Source organism: Prochlorococcus marinus CUG1416, from assembly GCF_017695965.1.
Lineage (GTDB): Bacteria > Cyanobacteriota > Cyanobacteriia > PCC-6307 > Cyanobiaceae > Prochlorococcus_A.
Genome location: NZ_JAAORM010000002.1, coordinates 1 through 21,857, shown reverse-complemented (window position 1 = coordinate 21,857; position 21,857 = coordinate 1). Strand labels below are relative to the sequence as shown.

Annotated in this window: 23 protein-coding genes, 1 tRNA gene and 1 pseudogene; 14 read left to right on the top strand and 11 right to left on the bottom strand. The window is 31.6% G+C overall.

All coding sequences use genetic code 11. From position 1 onward, the window contains the following. Window positions 1-8 precede the first annotated feature (8 nt). The gene (ntcA, locus tag HA146_RS01320) at window positions 9-743 is read right to left on the bottom strand and encodes a global nitrogen regulator NtcA (protein WP_209107811.1); all 735 of its coding nucleotides are present in this window, start codon (window positions 741-743) and stop codon (window positions 9-11) included. Between the two features lie 204 nt (window positions 744-947). Between ntcA and HA146_RS01315 the strand changes: the two genes are divergently transcribed. From HA146_RS01315 to thyX, 3 genes are read left to right on the top strand one after another with little or no spacing between them, the layout of a single operon-like run. Beyond that, window positions 948-1,529 (top strand): cob(I)yrinic acid a,c-diamide adenosyltransferase, encoded by a 582-nt coding sequence (locus HA146_RS01315; protein WP_209107810.1) that lies wholly within the window; start codon window positions 948-950, stop codon window positions 1,527-1,529. Between the two features lie 4 nt (window positions 1,530-1,533). Beyond that, entirely contained in the window at window positions 1,534-2,127 is a 594-nt protein-coding gene (gene dcd / locus HA146_RS01310; protein WP_209107809.1) for a dCTP deaminase, read from the top strand. 1 nt (window position 2,128) lies between these two features. Then, window positions 2,129-2,761 (top strand): FAD-dependent thymidylate synthase, encoded by a 633-nt coding sequence (thyX, locus tag HA146_RS01305; RefSeq protein ID WP_209107808.1) that lies wholly within the window; start codon window positions 2,129-2,131, stop codon window positions 2,759-2,761. Window positions 2,762-2,765: 4 nt separating this feature from the next. Here thyX and HA146_RS01300 read toward each other — a convergent pair whose 3' ends face one another. Next, complete coding sequence (locus tag HA146_RS01300; protein WP_209107807.1) at window positions 2,766-3,311, bottom strand: thioredoxin domain-containing protein; 546 nt, start codon at window positions 3,309-3,311, stop codon at window positions 2,766-2,768. A gap of 136 nt (window positions 3,312-3,447) precedes the next feature. On the opposite strand from HA146_RS01300, the gene HA146_RS01295 reads away from it, so the two are divergent. Further along, window positions 3,448-4,800, top strand: a complete 1,353-nt coding sequence (locus HA146_RS01295; protein ID WP_209107806.1) for a phosphoglucosamine mutase — start codon at window positions 3,448-3,450, stop codon at window positions 4,798-4,800. 7 nt (window positions 4,801-4,807) lie between these two features. Here HA146_RS01295 and trmB read toward each other — a convergent pair whose 3' ends face one another. Beyond that, window positions 4,808-5,437, bottom strand: coding sequence for a tRNA (guanosine(46)-N7)-methyltransferase TrmB (trmB, locus tag HA146_RS01290; protein WP_209107805.1), 630 nt, complete (start codon window positions 5,435-5,437; stop codon window positions 4,808-4,810). A gap of 122 nt (window positions 5,438-5,559) precedes the next feature. Between trmB and HA146_RS01285 the strand changes: the two genes are divergently transcribed. Then, entirely contained in the window at window positions 5,560-6,183 is a 624-nt protein-coding gene (locus tag HA146_RS01285) for a DUF3177 family protein (RefSeq protein ID WP_209107804.1), read from the top strand. 321 nt (window positions 6,184-6,504) lie between these two features. Here HA146_RS01285 and ileS read toward each other — a convergent pair whose 3' ends face one another. The 3 genes from ileS to HA146_RS01270 all read right to left on the bottom strand — a co-directional run bounded on the left by ileS (window position 6,505) and on the right by HA146_RS01270 (window position 10,135). Then, a complete protein-coding gene (gene ileS / locus HA146_RS01280; protein WP_209107803.1) occupies window positions 6,505-9,411 on the bottom strand; it encodes an isoleucine--tRNA ligase in 2,907 nt (968 codons plus the stop codon). Window positions 9,412-9,533: 122 nt separating this feature from the next. Further along, window positions 9,534-9,962, bottom strand: a complete 429-nt coding sequence (locus tag HA146_RS01275) for a hypothetical protein (protein ID WP_245157391.1) — start codon at window positions 9,960-9,962, stop codon at window positions 9,534-9,536. 91 nt (window positions 9,963-10,053) lie between these two features. Next, window positions 10,054-10,135 (bottom strand) — tRNA-Leu (locus HA146_RS01270). 202 nt (window positions 10,136-10,337) lie between these two features. On the opposite strand from HA146_RS01270, the gene HA146_RS01265 reads away from it, so the two are divergent. Next, window positions 10,338-11,324, top strand: coding sequence for a fatty acid desaturase (locus HA146_RS01265; RefSeq protein WP_209108453.1), 987 nt, complete (start codon window positions 10,338-10,340; stop codon window positions 11,322-11,324). Between the two features lies 1 nt (window position 11,325). Here the strand turns inward: HA146_RS01265 and gatC are convergent, their stop codons facing one another. After that, window positions 11,326-11,619 carry an Asp-tRNA(Asn)/Glu-tRNA(Gln) amidotransferase subunit GatC gene (gatC, locus tag HA146_RS01260; protein ID WP_209107802.1) on the bottom strand — a complete coding sequence of 98 codons (294 nt, stop codon included), beginning with the start codon at window positions 11,617-11,619 and terminating at the stop codon, window positions 11,326-11,328. A 177-nt stretch (window positions 11,620-11,796) separates the two neighbouring features. On the opposite strand from gatC, the gene HA146_RS01255 reads away from it, so the two are divergent. Both HA146_RS01255 and HA146_RS01250 read left to right on the top strand, forming a co-directional pair. Then, a complete protein-coding gene (locus HA146_RS01255) occupies window positions 11,797-12,381 on the top strand; it encodes a DNA-3-methyladenine glycosylase (RefSeq protein WP_209108452.1) in 585 nt (194 codons plus the stop codon). 21 nt (window positions 12,382-12,402) lie between these two features. Beyond that, on the top strand, window positions 12,403-13,419 hold the full coding sequence (locus HA146_RS01250) for an aspartate carbamoyltransferase catalytic subunit (protein ID WP_209107801.1): 1,017 nt from the start codon (window positions 12,403-12,405) through the stop codon (window positions 13,417-13,419). Window positions 13,420-13,421: 2 nt separating this feature from the next. Here the strand turns inward: HA146_RS01250 and HA146_RS01245 are convergent, their stop codons facing one another. Further along, window positions 13,422-13,763, bottom strand: coding sequence for a DUF565 domain-containing protein (locus HA146_RS01245; protein ID WP_209107800.1), 342 nt, complete (start codon window positions 13,761-13,763; stop codon window positions 13,422-13,424). Window positions 13,764-13,774: 11 nt separating this feature from the next. Beyond that, entirely contained in the window at window positions 13,775-13,975 is a 201-nt protein-coding gene (locus HA146_RS01240; protein ID WP_209107799.1) for a hypothetical protein, read from the bottom strand. Between the two features lie 219 nt (window positions 13,976-14,194). On the opposite strand from HA146_RS01240, the gene isiD reads away from it, so the two are divergent. The 6 genes from isiD (at window position 14,195) to HA146_RS01210 (ending at window position 20,473) form a co-directional block, all read left to right on the top strand. After that, complete coding sequence (isiD, locus tag HA146_RS01235; protein ID WP_209108451.1) at window positions 14,195-14,416, top strand: protein IsiD; 222 nt, start codon at window positions 14,195-14,197, stop codon at window positions 14,414-14,416. After that, window positions 14,406-15,662, top strand: a complete 1,257-nt coding sequence (coaBC, locus tag HA146_RS01230) for a bifunctional phosphopantothenoylcysteine decarboxylase/phosphopantothenate--cysteine ligase CoaBC (RefSeq protein WP_209107798.1) — start codon at window positions 14,406-14,408, stop codon at window positions 15,660-15,662. The genes isiD and coaBC overlap by 11 nt, the downstream gene beginning before the upstream one ends. A 217-nt stretch (window positions 15,663-15,879) precedes the next feature. Further along, on the top strand, window positions 15,880-16,674 hold the full coding sequence (locus HA146_RS01225; protein WP_209107797.1) for a photosystem II manganese-stabilizing polypeptide: 795 nt from the start codon (window positions 15,880-15,882) through the stop codon (window positions 16,672-16,674). Between the two features lie 73 nt (window positions 16,675-16,747). After that, the gene (sat, locus tag HA146_RS01220) at window positions 16,748-17,923 is read left to right on the top strand and encodes a sulfate adenylyltransferase (RefSeq protein WP_209107796.1); all 1,176 of its coding nucleotides are present in this window, start codon (window positions 16,748-16,750) and stop codon (window positions 17,921-17,923) included. Window positions 17,924-17,969: 46 nt separating this feature from the next. After that, window positions 17,970-19,823 carry an ATP-dependent zinc metalloprotease FtsH gene (gene ftsH / locus HA146_RS01215; protein ID WP_209107795.1) on the top strand — a complete coding sequence of 618 codons (1,854 nt, stop codon included), beginning with the start codon at window positions 17,970-17,972 and terminating at the stop codon, window positions 19,821-19,823. 23 nt (window positions 19,824-19,846) lie between these two features. Then, on the top strand, window positions 19,847-20,473 hold the full coding sequence (locus HA146_RS01210; RefSeq protein ID WP_209107794.1) for a bifunctional 4-hydroxy-2-oxoglutarate aldolase/2-dehydro-3-deoxy-phosphogluconate aldolase: 627 nt from the start codon (window positions 19,847-19,849) through the stop codon (window positions 20,471-20,473). A gap of 33 nt (window positions 20,474-20,506) precedes the next feature. Here HA146_RS01210 and aroC read toward each other — a convergent pair whose 3' ends face one another. Further along, the gene (aroC, locus tag HA146_RS01205) at window positions 20,507-21,604 is read right to left on the bottom strand and encodes a chorismate synthase (RefSeq protein ID WP_209107793.1); all 1,098 of its coding nucleotides are present in this window, start codon (window positions 21,602-21,604) and stop codon (window positions 20,507-20,509) included. Between the two features lie 108 nt (window positions 21,605-21,712). Continuing rightward, window positions 21,713-21,857 (bottom strand): annotated as a pseudogene (locus tag HA146_RS01200) (photosystem II q(b) protein); the annotation flags it as partial.

The window sequence follows — 21,857 nt, the reverse complement described above, 5'->3', positions numbered from 1 at the left end:
ATGATGAATCAATTAAATCTTTTTGCAAGAGCTATTGGATCAAATACTGTAATCTTTTTTCTTTCAATAATTAGGAGCCCGGAATCCTTTAAATCGCCTAATAATCTTGTAATCGTTACTCTTGTTGAACCAATAGCTTCAGCAATAGCTTGATGTGAAAGTCTTAAATCTATTGTAATACCTTTTTCACTTGCAACTCCAAAGTCTCTACAAAGAACCATTAAGAAGCTTACTAAACGAGAAGACATATCTCTATGAGTAAGAGTTTCTATCATTGTTTCTGTTTGTAGGATCCTACTGGAAAGACCCTGCAACAATAATAGCCCTACGGAAGCATCTTCCTCTATTGCTCTTAAAACAGAATTTGCAGGGGCTGTTATCATTTCAACTCTTGTGAATGCTATGGCATGATAAAAACGATCAGATCTATGTCCTGTTAGAAGAGATAAAACACCAAAGAGACTATTTTCTCTTAAAAGAGCAACAGTTATCTCTTCACCTGACTCATAAACTCTTGACAACCTTACGGCTCCTCTTCTTATCAGATAAACCCTCTCTGCAGGATCCCCAGGAAAAAAAATTGTTTTAGATCTCTCTACCATTTCTGTGCTTGCACCCTCTAGACCTTTAATTACTTCCATTAAAGTTCTATTTATTGGAAAACGTTCTCCAATAGAGTTAATTTTACTTTGTCCGGATTGTTGCGAACTAAAGCGGCTGAATCCTTGAGAAGCAGGTATCATAAATATCTTGACTATTAAAAAATTTAAGGAGACACCTTAAAATTTCTTGTATCAACAGTAACAATTTTTAATTCTTATTGTTTTCTCTATAAACTTTTTCAGGCTAGTTTCAACTTTCTCAACGCTTTTTTAAGTAAAATTACACTATATGCAGTGTAAGTAAATTAAACTTATACTGCATGTAGAAAAAGAAATCTAAAATTAATGGTAATTAGTTCGTCTAATAGTTATTCCAAAAGTAATCCTGATGTAGTAAAAATAAGTTCTGTTAACAAAATAAACTTAAAAAGATTCCCGCAAAACGGGCAAATCCAAATCTATCAATCTTCTTATAGAGGAAGTTATTCCTCTATCATTAGAGACTCTCTTAGAAATGCTGCTCTTGGAAGGAAAGTGCTTTTAGTACAATTTATGAAAGGAGGGGTTAAACAAGGAATTGCTAATGCAGTAAAGCTTTGCGGTAATTTAACTTGGGTAAGATCATCACATTCTTTTGATCACTATCATTCTGAAGAAATTGAAAATAATAAAGACTTAAAAGAATCTATTCATGAATCTACTTATGAGTTATGGGATTTTTGCAAAAAAGAATTACTTTCTGGTGAAAATGACCAAATTATACTTGATGAAATTTCTCTTGCAATTGAGATGAAAATTATCGATAAGGATGATTTGATTTCAACACTTGAAAACCGATTTATATCAGGAGATGTAATCCTTACTGGTACAGATATTCCTAAAGATTTATTATTAATGGCTAACCAAATTACCGAACTTCGCTCATAGAACGATGCTTAAAAATGATCTCTGGATAAATCAAAAAGCGGCTGAAGGAATGATAAACCCCTTCCAATCAAATTTAGTACGGCATCTTGATCCTAACAATCAACAAAAGCCAGTTTTAAGTTACGGATGCTCCTCATATGGCTATGATTTAAGACTTTCATCAAAAGAATTTCTAATTTTTAGACATATCCCGGGTACTGTGATGAATCCCAAAAAGTTTAATCCTGATAATTTAGAACAAACTGTTCTTCACCATGATGATGATGGAGACTTTTTTATTCTTCCTGCTCACTCATATGGTTTAGGGGTAGCTTTAGAAAAGATGAAAGTACCAGAGAATATAACTGTAATTTGCATAGGCAAAAGTACTTATGCCAGGCTAGGGATTATAGTTAATACAACGCCTGCAGAGGCAGGATGGGAAGGTCACCTAACATTGGAGTTTAGTAATAGTTCTGGTGCAGATTGCAGAATTTATGCCAACGAGGGTATCTGTCAACTACTCTTTTTTGAAGGAGACCCTTGCTCTACAACATATGAAGATAGAAAAGGTAAATATCAAAATCAACCAGAAAAGGTAACTCTAGCAAAGATCTAAAATGAGTAAAGTTAAATTGATTTCGCTAACACCTGATGCGGAAAAAACAATGGCTTACATTGCAAGAGTGAGTAATCCAAACAACCAGAAAAATGAAGATTATTCAAAATTACTGAGTTATTGCATTAAAAATGAACATTGGAGTGTATTTGAACAGTCATTTATGACCTTACAAATCGAAACCAATAGAGGGATTGCAGCTCAAATATTAAGGCATAGATCGTTTACTTTTCAGGAATTTTCACAGAGGTATGCAGACAGTTCTCAATTAGGAGATATTCCTTTACCAGAGCTGAGAAGACAAGATTTTAAAAACAGGCAAAATTCTATTCCTGACCTCCCTGATGAATTAAAAAAAAGATTCAATGCAAAAATTGCATCACATTTTGAAGCTGCTTCAGAATTATATGAAGATTTACTTGCTGAAGGAATAGCTAAAGAATGTGCGAGATTTGTTTTACCATTAGCAACTCCAACAAGGATCTATATGTCCGGGTCATGCAGATCATGGATACATTACATTCATTTAAGATCAGCTCATGGTACTCAGGAAGAACACAAGTCTATTGCCCAAGAATGCAAGTCTATGTTTAAACAAAGTTTTCCTATCGTATCAAAATCTCTAGATTGGTAAATTTTCATCCATGACTACGAGGATTAACTTTATTTTTATTATTTTCTTTTAATATTGAAAATTCATTATTTATAATTTCTTCGTGAGATTTTGCTTCTTTTTCTATTTGATCAATAGAATCTTTTATTGTAAATTCTTCTTGTTTACCAATAAAAGTCAATCTTAAATTACCTTTTTTATCAAACAGATTAACTTGAGGAATCCCATTAACATCAAATTTCCGGATGTAATTATCCCATTTTTGATTATCAACATTTAAAAAAACAAAATTAAAATCTTTCTCGTATTCCTCTTTTAATGAAGATACTTTTGGAGCCATTTCTTTGCAAACTTCACACCACTCAGCATAAAATTCAAGGAAAGTAGGCTTATTGTTTTTAAAAGCTATTTCAGGATCAACAGATGATTCTCCAAAACTCTTAAGAAGATAAGTTGATTGAAAAATGATATTTCTGAATAAAATCAAAGAAATAATAATAACAGCAATAAGTAAAACTAGTATTGCATTAAAATTTGGTTTTAATAGTGGCTCTCTACTCTCAGATTGCATTATAAATTTTTACTTACTAAAGACATTTTAAATAAGTTAGACAAATAAAGAGAATTTAAATAGATTACCTTTTAATCAACTGATAAAATAAGAACTAAACAATGATCAGAATATATTTAATTCCTGAAATCTAATTATGCAATCAATCTTTGGAACTGATGGGATAAGAGGAAGATTTAATAAAGAGATAACTTATTCTCTAGCCTATAAAGTTGGATATGCTTTAGGTTCAAATATAGAAAATAATAATCCAATAATAATTGGAAGAGATACAAGGATAAGTGGAGATATTCTGCTTCAGGCAATAACAAAAGGAATAAATGAAAGTGGCAGGAAATTTATAAATCTTGGAATATGCCCTACCCCAGCTATCCCTTTTTTAATCAAAAAAGAAAAAATGAGTGGAGGGGTAATGATATCTGCTAGTCATAATCCACCAGAATACAATGGCATAAAAATCTTTGATCATAATGGTCAAAAAATTACTAAAGAATTTGAAAATAAAATTCAAAAATTAGTTGAGGAGCAAAATCAAAATCAATCAGTTACTAAAAAAGAGTTCTCTTTAAAAACGAATAAGGAACTTATGGATATTTATATGAAAAGCTTAATCCACACAATGGACGGAGAAAATTTAAGCGGCTTGAAAATAATATTAGACACCTGCTATGGATCAGCGACAACATGCGCAAAAGAAATTTTTCGGAATCTTGGAGCTGATGTAAGAGTTATCAATAACTTAAAAAATGGTTTAAAAATTAATATGAACTGTGGTTCTACTAACCTTGAACCAATAAAAAAAGCATTAGAAGAAAATCCTGCAGACATGGGATTTAGCTTCGATGGAGATGCCGATAGAGTAATTGGATTAGATTCTAAAGGCAATGTATTAGATGGAGATCATATTCTTTTTCTTTGGGGGAGAGAACTTATGGAACAAAAGATTCTTACAAATAATTTACTAATATCAACTCAAATGGCAAATTTAGGTTTTGAAAAGGCCTGGAACAAAATTGGTGGGATTTTATATAGAACTGATGTAGGAGATAAATACGTTCATGACGCAATTAAGGAAAAAAGAGCTGTTTTAGGAGGTGAGCAGTCAGGTCATATACTTTCAAAAATTAATAACTTTTCTGGAGATGGGATACTGACTGCACTTCAAATAGCTAAATACTGTAAAAAGAAAAATATTACTTTAAATGATTGGTTTAAAACCAGTTTCGACCCTTTTCCTCAGAAACTAACCAACATCAATTTAGATTTTAATATTAATAAAATAAATCCAAAAACCAAAATCTTAATTGATCGAACTATAGAAATTTACCAGGCAAACAATACAGATAATTTTAGAGTTTATATAAGGCCTAGTGGTACAGAACCCTTAATGCGAGTTCTTGTTGAGGCCAAAAATCAGACGAAAGTCAATTCTTTATCAAGTGAAATAACAAACAAACTCTCTTTAGAAATTAATAAAATAATGAATTAATTATGAATCAGATTTTTATATAAATCCTATCAAAAATATCAAGTTGTTTAACAATCACATACTTCTCCCTATTAGTTTTAACTTTATTTGGATTAAAACTTTCGGAATAATTAAAATCCTCTTTATCTATTTTTTTAAACTTAGAATTATCAGATATAGTGCAATCCATATAATCAAATAAATCCTTTACATCAGTTTTTATAAAAATCAGGGATCCTTTTTGCAATGAGTTTGAGAGAGTATTAATAAATTCCGTCTGAATTACGCGCCTTTTATAATGTCTCTTCTTAAACCATGGATCTGGAAAGTTAAAAGAAATACTTTTTACATTCTCTATAAAAAATTTAATCTGGATATCATTAAAAATATTATTAGCACTGCCAAATACAAAATATAAATTTTTAATTCCTCTTTCTCGCACTTTTAATTTAGCAGTTTTAACTAATTTCTCACGTATTTCAATTCCTAAATAATTCCAACTGGTATTAACTAAAGCTAAATCAAATAGAAACTCACCCGCTGCACAACCAATATCCAAATGCAGATTCAATTTAGGATCACCAAACATTTCAATCAAAGAAGGGATTCTCTCAATTTCATTAAAATTTTTACTAAGCGGATTAACATGCTGTCTCATACAATTATTAATCTATTCCTCGGCAATAATATAAAGATTCATAATATTCATAACTATGACAATAGTAAGTTAAAAAGTAACAGTTTGATGTTTAATTATTATGTATATAAAAAGAAAAAGTTTTGAACGTTTTTAATCAACTTTCTATTTGGCTATCTTTTAATCTTTCAATAATTTTCCTTGTTGGTATTCCTATTACTTTATTCTTTTGGTCAATTCAAAAAAGAAATCAAGCTGTTAATAAACTTCTATCAATTTATTGGAAAATATCCCTTTTATTTTTTATAAGCCTTTTACTTTTAATAGGCAAGTTTAATTATGCTCTTCTAGTAACAAATATTTCAACGTTATTAATGACAATTTCAGTTTGGTTTTGGAACGATATAAATGATGAATTAAAAGAATATAACTTTACTTACCCCCTTACCACAACGACAAAAGTCTGGAGATGGTCTCTTTCTTTTATATCTCTAAATTTCTTAATCCAAAGTTTGCAAAACTTTAACTGCTTTTCTTCTATTAATTCTGCTGCATGTGAGATATGGCTTCAGCCTTCTTCAGATTTATATATTATAATCAAAAATTTATTTAATTTTTTCTTCGGAGCTAACTTTACTCAGCCAATAGCAAAGTTTTTAGGATTATTTTCATTATTAATCTATTCTTTAGGATTGATTCAATGGTCAATAATTAAATTCCCTAAAAATGGAAGAAACTCTTCCTTCTATGAAAATGACAGATATTGATTTATTAAATAACTTAGAAAAAATAAGTTCCTTGATACCTAATAGGGTACTTAAATAATAGGGTACTTAAATAATAGGGTACTTAAAATAGAGGGTTACATTCTAAAAGAAAATAATAAAGAACAGTTAGAAATAATTATTTTCAAAGGTTTCAGTAGCTCTACCACGCATCCAATTGAAATAGATTTATAAAAGAGTTCTTGAATTTAGATATATACTTACTAAGTTTAAACTTCTTAAAGCACCCTTAAAGGAAACCAAAGAAAACTTTATAAGAGAAAATCAAAACTCAGTTTTCTTTTTGAATCACAAAAATTGTATTTAAGAACATTCAAGATTAATAATATTTGAACATCTTTTGCATAATTTTGTATTGTGAATTCCACTAAAAGTTTCTTTTTGATAATGCCAGCATCTATCACATTTTTCACCACCAGCCTTTAATATTTGGATCTTTCCAAGTTCATTTTTATCGATAATTAGAGAATTCCCAACCAAATCGGATACCTCTTGGAAATTTGAAACTATAAGCCAATCCCTAAATAAATCTACATCTTCATTACCAAATCTTTTTAGCCAAGTCAGAGAATCTTTTACAACTTTATCTTCAGGTAAATAATTAACCTCTGTTTCTAAAGCTGCTCCTATTATTTGTTTGTTTCTACATCCTTCTATAGCTTTATTAATTTCAACTCTCAAATTTCTCAAATTCATGATGTGTTCATTAAGAGTTTGATTTTTCCAGGACTGTGAAAAAATTGGCCATCCTCTTTGAAAAACTGATTTTTCTTTAGTTGAATATGGAATATTTTGCCAAATATCTTCAGCCATATGACAAAGTACTGGAGAAATAAGAACAGCTAAATTCTCAACAACTTTAGACATTACAAACTGACACGATCTTCTCCTAAATTGTGATTTAGAACTTACATATAACCTATCCTTGGCAATATCTAAATAGAAATTTGATAGATCTACAACGCAAAAACTTTGTAAGATTTGAAAAAATTTTGAAAATTCATAATTTTCATAAGCATTTGATATTTGATCTGTAACCTCAACTAGTCTGCCTAACATCCATTGATCTAAGAGCGGCAATTGATCAATTTCAAAACTATCAATATTAGGGTCATAATCATGAATATTCCCTAGAAGATATCTTGCTGTATTACGCACTTTTCTATAAACGTCTGATAGCTGCTTGAGTATATTTGAACCAATTGGAACATCTACTGAATAATCTACCGAGCTTACCCAGAGCCTTAGGACATCAGCTCCATAAGCAGGGTCCGTTTTTTTATTATTACCGCCATTAATAATTATATTTGGATCAACAACATTACCTAAAGATTTACTCATTTTTCTTCCATTTTCATCTAGTGCAAAACCATGAGTTAAAACTTTCTTATATGGAGGTTTATTATTAACTGCAACAGATGTGAGCAAAGAAGACTGGAACCAACCTCTATGTTGATCTGAGCCCTCTAAATAAAGATCAGCTGGATATTGTAATTCACTTCTTTGTTCACACACTGCGGCCCAACTAGATCCTGAATCGAACCAGACATCCATTGTATCTGTTCCTTTTTTCCATAAATCAGAATCTTTTGCATAATTTTCTGGCAATAGATTCTTAACATCCCAATCCCACCAAATATCTGCTCCATGTTCACTAAAAAGTTCTTGAATATGATTAATTATCTCGCTATTTAGGAGAATTTCATTACCATTTTTTTTATAAAAAACTGGAATTGGAACCCCCCAAGACCTTTGCCTAGAAATACACCAATCCCCTCTACCAATGACCATAGAATAAATTCTTTTCTTTCCAGTAGCTGGCATCCATTCAACATCTTCGATTGCCTGTAATGCAGATGATCTGAAGCCATTTACAGATGCAAACCATTGTTCTGTTGCTCTAAAAATAGTTGGTTTTTTGGTTCTCCAATCATAAGGGTATCTATGCTTATAATTTTCTTGTAATAGTAGGAAATTATTTCCCTTTAAATGTTCAATAATTAAATCATTTGCATCTTTAAGGACATTTGATCCTTTGAATTGGCCTGAATATTCATTTAAATTTCCTTTTTCGTCAACAACACATGTTGTAGGTAGATCATATTTCTGCCCCACATTAAAATCATCTATCCCATGACCTGGTGCAGTATGAACAATTCCAGTACCTGATTCTGTAGTGATGTAATCACCGCCAATCACAATTCTGCAATTTTTATTTTTGGTAGGATGTTGATATTCAATATCTTCCAAGGAAGCCCCTTTAACCTCAAGAAGAGTCTTTAGATCTTTATTAAATTTGTTACTAATTTCAGAAGATAATTCTTTTGCAAAAAGGTATATTCGTTTATCTTCATCAATAGCAAAAACGTATTTTATTTTTGGATTAACTGCAACTGCTTCATTTGCGGGTATGGTCCATGGTGTGGTGGTCCAAATAGTTATGAAAGAATTACTTAGAAAAACATCCTTTTCAATATTGGGATTTTCTTGGCAGAATTCTAATAAAATGTTTTCAGATACTTTAGTAATTTTTAAGGAAACATAAATACTTTTTGAATAATGTTCATCAGGATATTCTAATTCTGCTTCTGCGAGTGCAGTCCTCGAACTTGGACTCCAATGAACAGGTTTAAGACCTCGATATATATAGCCATTTAAAAACATTTTCCCAAATACTCCAATTTGAGCAGATTCATAACTTTTCTTAAGAGTTAAGTAAGGGTTATCCCAATCTCCCCATATGCCCCACCTTTTAAAACCCTCCATTTGATTGTTTATTTGTATGTATGCATAATCTGTTGCTTTTTTTCTTAGATTTAGAGTATCAAGATTCTTTCTTTCATCAGATTTTAAATTCTGAAGTACTTTTAATTCAATAGGTAATCCATGGCAGTCCCAACCAGGAACATAATGTACCCTGAATCCTCTCAAGGTTTTGTATTTATTTATTATGTCCTTTAAAACTTTATTGAGAGCATGACCCATATGCAGAGCTCCATTTGCATAAGGTGGGCCATCGTGCAATGTAAATGTTTTTCCTGAGTTGTTTGAACCTAATTCGAAATCAATATTATTATTAGCCCAAAAATCTTGAATCTCAGGTTCTCTTACAACTGAGTTAGCACGCATTGAGAAGTCAGTTTTAAGTAAATTTAAAGTCTCTTTATAAGAAAATTCTGATTTCTTTTCTTTGTTATTTTGAGATTTCATACAACGGTAAAGGCGATATTGGTGATCAATAGAATTGTTTGAATAAATCTAATTTACTATATTCTTTCTTATATTGACCTGGAGTTTTTTTGGCATGTTGCAAATAACTAATTTATTTGATTTCAGACTTTTATATTATCATTTTTATCATTTCTTACCCACTTTCTTGGGCTTGTATTTTGATTTTTGCTACCAAAATTAAATAAATTTAAAGGTTTTGCAAAATTCCTAACTCCAAGATTAATAGCCTCTAATATTTTCGAAAAATTATTTTTGAATTCCACAAAGGTAGTTAATTTATTCTTTTCTTTATCTGTCAATTGATTCCATCTAAATAAAACAATCTCTATTAGATAGAAGATAACTAGTACTGTTAATAAGAGGAAAATTACAACAAATGACTCATCTATAGTTTTATTTTTAATTATTAATACGAAACCTACTAATAAATTCAAAAACGCTTTTATTAAGTCTTTTGGTCTGCCTAGCTCAAGATAAAATAAAGGTACGATTAAAAATAAAGCCCCAATTAAGATATAAAAAGATCCCAAATAAACTATCAAACTACTAATGTATAAATTATCAATTTAATTATAAGAAGTTGATAATAATAAATAAACATCCTATTGGAATTTCCTAAAATGCGGTCGGGGAGACTTGAACTCCCACACCCGAAGATACGAGTACCTAAAACTCGCGCGTCTACCAATTCCGCCACGACCGCTCAAATAAAATAATAATTGAAAGTGGATTGTTTTAAAAATATTTTTAACTTAAGATGATTAATTTGACACATAAAAATTAAATTAAATATGTCTTTAAAACTTTTTTTAGATCTAAACATGCACTCATATAAAAATATTAGGTATATTATTTAGAGAATATAAGAAACGATTTCAAACTTAACAAATAAAAATACAACACAAATTACTAATTCTTCAAAAACATTTAATTGGCAAAAGGAGATAAAAAATTATGTAGATCCGCCAAGTTTCTGGAATCCAACATTAGGTCTTTTTTTTGCCGGTTATTTTCTCGCTTTTCTTAGCATATGGCAATGGTATAGAGGGGTATGGCCTCTACCTTTACTTGTAGCAACTGCTTTTTTAGCTTTACATATTGAAGGTACTGTAATACATGATGCATGTCATAAAGCTGCCCATCCAGTTCCTTGGATAAATCAAGCCATGGGTCATGGTTCAGCAATTATTTTAGGATTTAGTTTTCCAGTTTTCACAAGAGTACATTTACAACATCATATTCACGTAAATCATCCAAAAAATGATCCAGATCATATCGTGAGTACTTTTGGTCCAATATGGCTAATTGCTCCAAGATTTTTTTATCATGAAGTATTTTTCTTTCAAAGAAAACTTTGGCGAAAATATGAATTACTTCAATGGGGTATTGAAAGATCCATCTTTATAACAATAATTTTGGCAGGTATAAAGTTTGACTTCATGAATCTAATTTATAATCTATGGTTCGGACCAGCATTAATGGTGGGAGTTACTTTAGGAATATTTTTTGATTATCTTCCTCATAGACCTTTTCGATCAAGAAACAAATGGTTGAATTCTCGAGTTTATCCAAGCAAATTCATGAATTTATTAATAATGGGCCAAAATTACCATCTCATTCATCATCTTTGGCCTTCGATTCCTTGGTTTGAATACAAATTAGCATATGAAAAAACTAAGCCATTATTGGATATAAAAGGCTCCCCTCAAAGAGTTGGAATTTTTGAAAGTAAAGATGATATTTTTAACTTCATTTATGATTTATTAATAGGCGTAAGGAGTCATAGCAAAAGGAGGGGCAAGATAAGAAAAATTATAAATTTATATCCAGGCTATAGAATAAAAAAATTTTTATTAAAAGTAGTCAATAAAACTTTTATTGGAAGCAACTAATTCATTCATTAATAATTTTTGGTACTTTAAAGTATTTATCTTCTCTAGATGGGCCTAAATCTAAAAGCTCTTCTGTGCAATCAGAATTTTTCTTTTCGTCTTTTCTAAATACATTAACAACCTCTATAGCCCTTGTTGTACAAGGCACATCATAGGTATCAATTTTTTCGAGTTGTTTAATATATTCCATTATTTTTTCTAATTGTTCTGCGTGATTATTGATTTCATGCTCATTCAGTTCCAATCTCGCTAAATAGGCAACTTTTTTTACCTCCTCTCTAGTTATTTTTGTCATACTTTTAATATTCTTAGTAATTAAATAATAGTTTATTTAGAACATTTTTATTCATATATCCCTTGAATTTCAAATAATTATAAAAAACTAATAATCACATCTTTTTGAAAATCAATTTCAATTAATAGCCCCAACTATCTTTCTCGGCTAAAAATGATATTAGATAAATATTGAAAAATAGAAAAACACTTATTTCCAAAGAATTTTTTTTATCGGCACTCCCAATTTGTTGCCCCTGATTTAATAGGCTGCTATCTCATCAAAAAAAATAATGAGAACGATCGAGTTAAGGGGGTAATTGTTGAAACTGAAGCTTATTCACAGGAAGAAGAGGCCTGTCATGGCTACCGTAAAAGAACTGAATCGAATAAATCATTATTTGGCAAACCTGGAACATTTTATATCTACAAATCTTATGGAATTCATCATTGTTTAAACATAGTTACTGATAAAGAAAATTTTGCAAGTGGTGTATTAATCAGGGCAGTTTTTATCTCAAAAAAAAATGAAAGATTAGCTTCTGGACCTGGCCTAGTTACTAAAACATTCGGTGTAGACATTTCATTTAACTCACTTGAAGTTATTAATAACAATTCTTTATGGATTTCTCAAAGCGACTTAAATCTAGAAAAAAAAGATCTTATTCAAACTACGAGAATTGGCATATCAAAGGCAAAAAATATAAAATGGCGTTGGTATCTAAAAAATAGTAGGAGTGTAAGTAAAAGATTAAAAGGTGATAGAACACCTAAATTTAAATAATCATTTAACTTTTTAAGCATAATGCAAATTTGGCCTCATAAACATATCCACACACTCGCTAATTTTTCAATTCAAGATTATGAGTCAGTATTTGAAATGGCTTATAGATTTGATGCACTAAAGAATGCCGGGACGAAAAAGATACCTGCTTTACAAGGGACCTTAGTAACGTCTTTGTTTTTTGAAGCTAGTACAAGAACAAAAAACAGCTTTGAACTTGCAGCAAAAAGACTATCTGCGGATGTACAAACTTTTGCGCCATCCTCTAGTTCTTTAACAAAAGGCGAAACAATTATTGATACAGCGATAACTTATTCTGCTATGGGGGCGGATATATTAGTTATAAGACATTCATCAAGTTACATAACCTTTGAGATAGCTAAAAAACTTGATGCAATAAATTCCAAGACTTCTGTTCTTAACGCTGGCGATGGATTACATAGTCACCCCAGTCAAGGTTTGCTTGACATTTATTCATTAATAAAATTCTTTTCCCAAAAATCATTGAGTCCAGATGTTTTAAATTCCAAAAAAATTCTAATAATTGGAGATGTTAATCATTCAAGAGTGGCAAGATCAAATCTTTGGTCTTTGAGTGCATTCGGTGCAGACATAATTTTATGTGGTCCTAAGACATTAATAGCTGATGAATTTAGCAATTTTTTAAAAAATCCTGCGCCGAATCAAATAGAAGATCCTGTTAAATCAAGAGGCTCCATAACAATTTCTAGATCATTAGAAGAATCAATAAAAATTGCAGATGCAATTATTGTTTTAAGACTCCAGAAAGAGAGAATGATAGAGAATTTACTAAGCAGCATAGATTCTTATAGTTTAGATTATGGCTTAACCCCAGAGAAATTATCTTTGAATAGTAAAGAAATTCCAATTCTTCACCCTGGTCCTATTAATAGAGGTATTGAAATAAGCAGTAAAGTAGTAGATGAATATCCTAATTGCTTAATCAATAATCAAGTGGCAAATGGTATCCCTATAAGAATGGCTTTACTTTATCTATTAAAGAAATACAACAAATAAATTTATAGCAACTTAAGACTTTCAGTAAAGAAGCCATAAAATAATCCCAATCTTAAAGAATCTAATAAAAGTACTAAGAATTTCTGTTTCCTTTCAAATCTAAAATTTCTTCTTAGAACTATTAAAATTTCAATAAAAACTACTGATAAGAAAGCAGCCAAAGGATCCATGAGTTCCACAACGGCACTTACCATACCAAGAGAACTACCAAAAAAGTAACCAATTAAAAGTGTAATTAATGATATTGAATATCTTCGCCATGGATTATTAGCCCAAATACTTAGTGTCTGAATATTTTCTACAATCTTTAATTGAAACTTTGTTTTTTGAGGTCTAACAACCATTTTGCTTTAAACTAAGCTGCTTCGGATTTTGATCTAATTTTAGTATTTCCTTCTACTAATTCAAGTAATGCCTCCAACTGAGCCATTATTCCTCTTAATTCTCCTGGTTCAGGGAAAAGACCGTCATCTATAATACCTAAATGCATTTCTCTTAGTTCTTGCCTTAAATAGCGTATGTGACTAATGACTTGCTCTCTCTTGGTTTGCGACATAATTTAATTTTGAACATTATTATTTTAAAAAAGAATATTTTTGATAAAGAGAGTTTGCATATTTATGACTGAGAATGAAGATAAATGACTTAAATAACAATTTAAAAAGATGATGTATTTTTAAATTTTTCATATTCTCGAAATATGTAATTAATACTTCCATCAATTCTAAATAATTACTTGAGGCTTTATTATTAAAATATATTGGTTGCATTCAATATGGAATTTATTTCTGAAAATAAAATAAGTGAGGAACTAGTAAACTCTTTTGATGAAAACATGATCCTTGAGCTTGCAACAAGACTGGAAGAGGATAATTACAAGACACCATTTGATGGTTTAAAAGACTGGCACTTACTGAGAGCCCTTGCAATCAATAGACCTGAATTAACATTAGATTATATTCATCTTCTTGATCAAGAACCTTTCGATGAAAACTAAAACTGAGACCTCCAAAAAAAAGGTTCTTTTATTAATAACAGGGAGTATTGCAGCTGTAAGAATTCCATTATTAGTTAGCCAATTAGCGAAAGAAAATTATGAAATAAGGTGCGTTTTATCTAAAAATGCAGAAAAATTAATAAAGCCGCTTTCCCTTTCTATCTTAAGTAGAAACTCTTGCATTTTAGAAAATGATCAATGGTCAAATATTCAATCCACCCCTCTTCATATAGAACTATGCAATTGGGCAGATATTTTAATCATTGCCCCTTTAACAGCGACAACATTATCAAAATGGGTAACTGGAAATGCAGAAGGATTAATTCCAAGCATTTTAATGGCAAATATTAAGCCAATTATTGTTGCACCAGCAATGAATACACAAATGTGGCTAAATGAAGCTGTACAAAAAAATTATGAGGATTTACAGAATTACGAAAATGTTTTATCTTTGCAACCAAGTCAAGGTCTCTTAGCATGCGATGCTATTGGCATCGGTAAGATACCTCCCAATGACCTAATTCAGCTAGCTCTCGAATTTATAATTTCAAACAATCAAAAACCTTATCGCAAAGATTTACTTAACAAAAAAATTCTAATAACTGGAGGCTGCACCTCAGAAAAGATTGACGCAGCAAGACATATTACTAACAAGAGTTCTGGAGCTATGGGCTTACTTATGTCTCAAGTAGCAAGGTTCAGAGGAGCAGAAGTAAAATATGTGCATGGGCCTTTGAAGATCGATAAAGATCTTACTGATGGAATAAAAAGATATGAAATTGAGACTAGTGTTGATTTAATAAACGCTATTAAGAATGAAATTTCAAATTGTGATTATTTTTTCATGAATGCAGCAGTATCTGATTTCAAGATAATCTCTAATACTTCAGGTAAAATTCCCAAAAATAAAATTAATGATTATTTAAATAAAAATTTCGAACTAGTCCCAGATATCCTAAAAACAATGAGTGAATCAAAAAAAAATAACCAAGTTTTTGTAGGCTTTTGCGCTTTTACAGGATCTATTAAAGAAGCAAGAATAATAATTAAAGAAAAGATTATTCAAAAAGGTTGTGATTATCTATTCGCAAATCCAATTGATCTTGAAGGCCAAGGATTTGGTTTCCTAGCACAAAATGAAGGTTGGCTATTCGATACAAAAAATATGGAGCATCATATCAAAAAAACATCAAAAATTGATTTAGCAAATAAATTAATAACTCAAATTATTTCAGAAAAAAAATAAAAACAAATTTCAAATTTGTATTTTTTTGTAATCTTAATCATTAAAAATAATGTGATAGCTTACAATAATTCCAGTTTTTTTAATATCTAAAAAGCTACGGGTTGTTTCGAGGATTTAAAAGTCCTATCTTTTATGGTCCTTTCCCTTGTAATATCCGTACTGAACTATTTAGATGACCTTTAATCAATCGTCACAGAACTTTACTGCAACTTTAATTATGAGAATTCGTTCTTTCTTAGCTTTTGTTATTTCAATTTGTATAACTTTTGCTTTCGTACCTGTTAAAACATTTGCTTTTGCCGAAAGAGGAAATGCACAATTTACTGATGTTGTTAATACAGGTAAAGCTAATGATTGTCCTACATTAGACTCATCTCTTGTCGGATCAATATCCTTAGGGAATGGAGATAGCCTTAAAGGAATATGCATGCATCCAACAGAAGTTTATGTAAAAGTGCCAGGGACGAAAAGAAAAGCTGCAGAGTTTGTTTCTACAAAAATTATTAGTCCTAGAAATAACACCACAGTGACAGAAGTTTATGGAGATATAGACTCAGGAACTTTCACCGAAAAAGGTGGGATTGATTTTCAACTTATTACTGTCTTAACTCCTGGTGGATTAGAGGTGCCATTTGCATTTTCAGCAAAAGATCTTACAGCTAAATTACCTTCATCTATTGAGCCAGGTACTGAAGTTAGTGGTTCAACATTTACACCTAACTATAGAACTGGTGATTTTCTAGATCCTAAAGCAAGAGCCAAAAATACTGGTGTTGAATATGCTCAAGGTTTAGTTGCATTAGGAGGAGATGATGAAGAACTTGCCAAAGAAAATATTAAAGTTGATGTAAATGGTACAGGCGTTATTACTCTTTCAATCAATAATGTAGATTCTGACACAGACGAATTTGCTGGTACTTTTGAAGCTATCCAACCTTCAGATACAGACATGGGTTCAAAAGATCCACTTGATGTAAAAATAATAGGAGAGCTTTACGGAAGAAAGGCATAAATCCTAGTTAAGAAAAAAAAGAGGGTTCAAACCCTCTTTTTTTTTTCAAAATTTTTCTTTATCAATTCAAAAAATGGAATTACAAAAAAAAACAAAAACTGACGATAATGGACTAATACCGCCTTATGGAGGGGAACTAAAAAATTTAATTATCAAAGATAATCAACTCAAAAATGATCTCATCGCAAAAGCTACTTATGAGTTTGAATGTAGCGAGAGAAATGCATGTGATGTAGAACTTTTGATGGTTGGTGCATTTTCTCCATTGGAAGGTTTTATGGATGAAAATAACTACAAATCAGTCATTAAAAATAATAGAGATACAAACGGTTTACTTTTTGGCTTGCCGATTGTATTTGATTCAAATAATAAAGAAGTAAAAGCTGGAGAAACAATCTTGCTTACCTATAAAAACCAAAAAATTGCAGTTTTAGAAGTAAGTTCTATATGGGAGCCTGATAAATCCTTAGAAGCTGAACTTTGTTATGGTACTAATTCTTTAGATCATCCTGCTGTCAAGATGATTTTTAATGAGAGGGGAAGATTTTATATAGGAGGGAGAGTTTTTGGTTTCGAACTACCAACTAGAGAATTTCCCTGTAAAACCCCTGAAGAAGTTAGAGCTAAACTACCTCCAAATTATGATGTAGTTGCATTTCAATGCAGAAATCCAATTCATAGAGCACATTATGAATTATTTACTAATGCCTTACTTTCAGATAATGTGTCTACTAATTCAGTTGTTTTAGTACATCCAACTTGTGGGCCAACACAACAAGATGATATCCCTGGGAAAGTTCGATATTTGACATATAAAGAATTGGAAGAAGAAATATCTGATAAAAGAATAAAATGGGCATTTTTGCCTTATTCAATGCATATGGCAGGACCAAGAGAAGCGCTTCAACATATGATTATTAGAAGGAATTATGGTTGCACTCATTTTATTATTGGTAGAGATATGGCTGGTTGTAAATCCTCATCAACTGGTGAAGATTTCTATGGTCCCTATGACGCACAGAATTTTGCCAATAAATGTGCAGACGAGTTGATGATGCAAACTGTTCCCTCAAAAAATTTAGTTTATACAAAGGAAAAAGGATATATTACCGCTGAGGAAGCTAAAGAATTTAATTATCAAATCATGAAGCTTAGTGGTACAGAATTTAGAAAAAAATTGAGGAATGGAGAGCCCATTCCCGAATGGTTTGCATTCAAAAGTGTAGTAGATGTTCTAAGAAGGTCTTAAAATTGTTTTATTGTTAGTATTATAGTTTTATTAAAGATTATTTATCGTGAACAAACGTTGGAGAAACTTAGGACTATATGTCCTAGCTGTTGTTACTGTCATTTTTATTGGTACTTCTGTTTTTGATAAACCTAGTACAGATAATGCTACAAAGACCTTAAGGTATAGTGATTTTCTAGAGGCCGTTCAAGATAAAGAAATAAGTAGAGTTTTAATATCTCCAGATAATGCGACTGCTCAAGTTGTTGAAAATGATGGAAGTAGATCTGAGGTAAATTTAGCCCCTGACAAAGATTTATTAAAAATCCTAACTGAGAATAATGTTGATATAGCTGTAACTCCCACAAAATTAGCTAATCCATGGCAACAGGCTGTGAGTAGTTTAATATTCCCAGTGCTCCTAATTGGAGGACTATTTTTTCTTTTTAGAAGATCTCAAAGCGGCAATGCTGGTGGAGGTAACCCTGCCATGAGTTTTGGCAAGAGCAAAGCTAGACTTCAAATGGAACCATCGACACAGGTAACCTTTTCAGATGTAGCTGGTGTTGAAGGTGCGAAATTAGAACTAACTGAAGTTGTAGATTTTCTTAAGAGTCCAGATAGATTTACTGCCGTCGGAGCAAAAATCCCAAAAGGTGTTCTTCTTGTTGGCCCTCCTGGTACAGGAAAAACTTTATTAGCCAAAGCAGTTGCTGGAGAAGCAGGTGTACCTTTTTTCTCCATATCAGGCTCAGAATTTGTTGAGATGTTTGTAGGAGTTGGGGCTAGTAGAGTTAGAGATCTTTTTGAACAAGCCAAAAAGAATGCTCCTTGTATTGTTTTCATTGACGAAATCGATGCTGTTGGCAGACAAAGAGGTGCCGGTATGGGGGGAGGAAACGATGAAAGAGAACAAACTTTAAACCAACTACTAACCGAAATGGATGGATTCGAAGGTAATTCTGGAATAATAATAGTTGCTGCTACTAATAGACCAGATGTTTTAGATTCAGCATTAATGCGTCCTGGAAGATTCGATAGACAAGTAACCGTAGATAGACCGGATTACGCTGGAAGATTACAAATACTAAATGTACACGCTAAAGATAAAACCCTTTCAAAAGATGTTGACCTGGATAAAGTTGCAAGAAGAACGCCAGGATTTACAGGTGCTGATTTAGCTAATTTACTAAACGAAGCCGCAATACTAGCAGCTAGAAAAGATTTAGATAAAGTTAGTAATGATGAAGTCGGTGATGCTATTGAAAGAGTTATGGCTGGACCAGAAAAAAAAGATAGAGTCATCAGTGATAAGAAAAAAGAATTAGTTGCTTATCACGAAGCTGGTCATGCACTTGTAGGAGCATTAATGCCTGATTATGACCCAGTAGCAAAGGTTTCAATAATTCCTAGAGGGCAAGCTGGAGGTCTAACCTTTTTTACTCCAAGCGAAGAAAGAATGGAATCAGGTCTTTACTCTCGTTCTTATCTTCAAAATCAAATGGCTGTAGCTCTAGGTGGAAGAGTTGCGGAAGAATTAGTATACGGAGAAGAAGAAGTCACAACAGGTGCTTCAAATGATTTACAGCAAGTTGCCAATGTAGCAAGACAAATGATTACAAAATTTGGTATGAGCGACAAAATAGGTCCAGTCGCTTTAGGACAATCCCAAGGTGGAATGTTTCTAGGAAGAGATATGAGTTCTTCAAGAGACTTTTCTGAGGACACTGCGGCAATAATTGATGTAGAGGTTTCAGAGCTTGTTGATATTGCTTATAAGAGAGCTACAAAAGTCTTATCAGACAATAGAACTGTCCTTGACGAAATGGCTCAAATGCTTATCGAAAGAGAAACAATAGATACTGAAGATATTCAAGATTTGCTTAATCGATCAGAAGTCAAAGTTGCTAACTATATCTAATTTCCAACATTTAAATACCTTTAATGAATAATAAAGAAGATTTTCTTTCAGAGATATTGAAAAGAAGATCTTTTTTTTTACTAATAAAACCTGTAGAAAATATTTACTCAAATACTTCTATAAGGAATTCATTTCTTGAAGAATTAGAAATCCTAGTAAAATTAGGATTAAAAAATATTGAAATAGGTTGGTCTAAGAATAAAAATTGGTTAGATTTTGTATCCGAGATCAAAATTAAATATCCAAGAATTAATTTAGGCTCTGCCTCCATAGTTAATAAGCAATCACTAGAAGATTCTTTAAAAATTGGATTAAACTTTTCGATGATGAAATTTTGGGATAAAGATCTTTTCAATTATGCGAAGGCAAAAAATCATTTATTAATTCCTGGTATTAAAAATTTAAAAGATCTTAACGAAGCGATAAATTTAAATTGCAAAATTATCAAAATTTATCCAATAAAAAGTAAAGATAATTCGATAGATATTCGAAAATATAAAAATATTGATTTCATCGCTGCTGGAGGACTATCAATCAATGATGTAAAAAATTATAAGTCTTTAGGATACAAAGCAATCGTAATTGGAGATAAAGGCATCAAAAATCAAAAATTTGATCCAAAAATATTTGAATGGCTCAAAAATAATTAAATCAAGGATAAATATAATTTGTCTAAATAACTACTAATTATTTATTAAGCTACATTGAGCATGATTCAAAAGCAAATGATCCGCAAGGACTAAAGCGACCATAGCATCAACCATAGGGACTGCTCTCGGTAGAACACATGGATCATGTCTCCCTTTTGCCTTCATCAATACTTCTTTCCCATCAGCGTTTACTGTTTTCTGCTCTTTCCCTATGGTTGCTGTAGGTTTAAAAGCTATCTTCATCTCAATATTTTCGCCATTACTTATTCCTCCCTGTATACCTCCTGAATTGTTAGTTGTTGTTCTTAACTTACAAATATCATCAGACTTAATGAATGCATCATTATGTTCGCTCCCTTTTAAATAAGTTCCAGAGAAACCCGAACCTATTTCAAATCCTTTCGTAGCAGGCAAAGACATCAAAGCCTTCGCCAAATCAGCTTCTAATTTATCAAAAACAGGCATTCCCAGACCAGATGGAACATGTCTTACAAGACATTCAATAACCCCACCACAAGAGTCTCCTTGACGCTTTAATTCCTTAATTCTCTGTATCATTTCAGCCGAGACCTTGTCATCTGGACATCTAACAATATTGGAATCTATTTTAGTGAGCGAAATCTTTTCTTTATTTATATCAGAATCAATATCATGTATACGTTTTACCCAAGATAGTATTTCAGTGTTACACAAGTTTTTTAATAATTGTTTTGCTATAGCACCTGCTGCTACTCTACCGATTGTTTCTCTTGCAGAGGCTCTTCCCCCTCCAGACCCAGCCTGAATTCCATATTTCAGATGATATGTACCATCTGCATGTGATGGTCTGAAGACTTGCTCCAAATTATTATAATCTCCTGGTCTCTGATCCTTGTTTCTAACCAACATCGCTATCGGAGTTCCAAGTGTTAAACCTTCCTTTAGACCACTTAATATTTCAATTTTATCTTCTTCATTTCGGGGTGTTGTAATATCGCTTTGTCCAGGCCTACGCCTATCCAATTCATTTTGTATCAGCTCAATATCTATCTTTAGCATTGGTGGACATCCATCAAGGATAACTCCTACTGCACCCCCGTGTGATTCTCCAAAAGTACTAACACGAAAAATTTTTCCAAAACTACTACTCATAGAAATATCAAATGTTTTATCTATATATAAACATTATATGAAACCAATTGAAAATTAAACAAAAAAAAGCCCCCAGAAAGGGGGCTTGTAAATTTAAGAACTTTAAGCTTAACCGATAGCTGGAGCTGAAAGAGCTACTGTTGTAGACTCAGCTGCTGCTAGATCAAGTGGGAAGTTGTGAGCGTTACGCTCGTGCATTACTTCCATACCTAGGTTTGCTCTGTTAAGAACATCTCCCCATGTTGGAACGATC

Bases quoted from the DNA above. Each gene is read 5' to 3' on its own strand.
- dcd (WP_209107809.1), top strand. From the start codon at position 1,534: ATGCTTAAAAATGATCTCTGGATAAATCAAAAAGCGGCTGAAGGAATG.
- trmB (WP_209107805.1), bottom strand. From the start codon at position 5,437: ATGAGACAGCATGTTAATCCGCTTAGTAAAAATTTTAATGAAATTGAG.
- HA146_RS01245 (WP_209107800.1), bottom strand. From the start codon at position 13,763: ATGGTTGTTAGACCTCAAAAAACAAAGTTTCAATTAAAGATTGTAGAA.
- ileS (WP_209107803.1), bottom strand. From the start codon at position 9,411: ATGAAATCTCAAAATAACAAAGAAAAGAAATCAGAATTTTCTTATAAA.
- sat (WP_209107796.1), top strand. From the start codon at position 16,748: ATGGAATTACAAAAAAAAACAAAAACTGACGATAATGGACTAATACCG.
- HA146_RS01240 (WP_209107799.1), bottom strand. From the start codon at position 13,975: ATGTCGCAAACCAAGAGAGAGCAAGTCATTAGTCACATACGCTATTTA.
- HA146_RS01250 (WP_209107801.1), top strand. From the start codon at position 12,403: ATGCAAATTTGGCCTCATAAACATATCCACACACTCGCTAATTTTTCA.
- HA146_RS01300 (WP_209107807.1), bottom strand. From the start codon at position 3,311: ATGCAATCTGAGAGTAGAGAGCCACTATTAAAACCAAATTTTAATGCA.
- HA146_RS01225 (WP_209107797.1), top strand. From the start codon at position 15,880: ATGAGAATTCGTTCTTTCTTAGCTTTTGTTATTTCAATTTGTATAACT.
- ntcA (WP_209107811.1), bottom strand. From the start codon at position 743: ATGATACCTGCTTCTCAAGGATTCAGCCGCTTTAGTTCGCAACAATCC.
- coaBC (WP_209107798.1), top strand. From the start codon at position 14,406: ATGAAAACTAAAACTGAGACCTCCAAAAAAAAGGTTCTTTTATTAATA.
- HA146_RS01315 (WP_209107810.1), top strand. From the start codon at position 948: ATGGTAATTAGTTCGTCTAATAGTTATTCCAAAAGTAATCCTGATGTA.
- gatC (WP_209107802.1), bottom strand. From the start codon at position 11,619: ATGACAAAAATAACTAGAGAGGAGGTAAAAAAAGTTGCCTATTTAGCG.
- isiD (WP_209108451.1), top strand. From the start codon at position 14,195: ATGGAATTTATTTCTGAAAATAAAATAAGTGAGGAACTAGTAAACTCT.
- HA146_RS01295 (WP_209107806.1), top strand. From the start codon at position 3,448: ATGCAATCAATCTTTGGAACTGATGGGATAAGAGGAAGATTTAATAAA.
- thyX (WP_209107808.1), top strand. From the start codon at position 2,129: ATGAGTAAAGTTAAATTGATTTCGCTAACACCTGATGCGGAAAAAACA.
- aroC (WP_209107793.1), bottom strand. From the start codon at position 21,604: ATGAGTAGTAGTTTTGGAAAAATTTTTCGTGTTAGTACTTTTGGAGAA.
- HA146_RS01210 (WP_209107794.1), top strand. From the start codon at position 19,847: ATGAATAATAAAGAAGATTTTCTTTCAGAGATATTGAAAAGAAGATCT.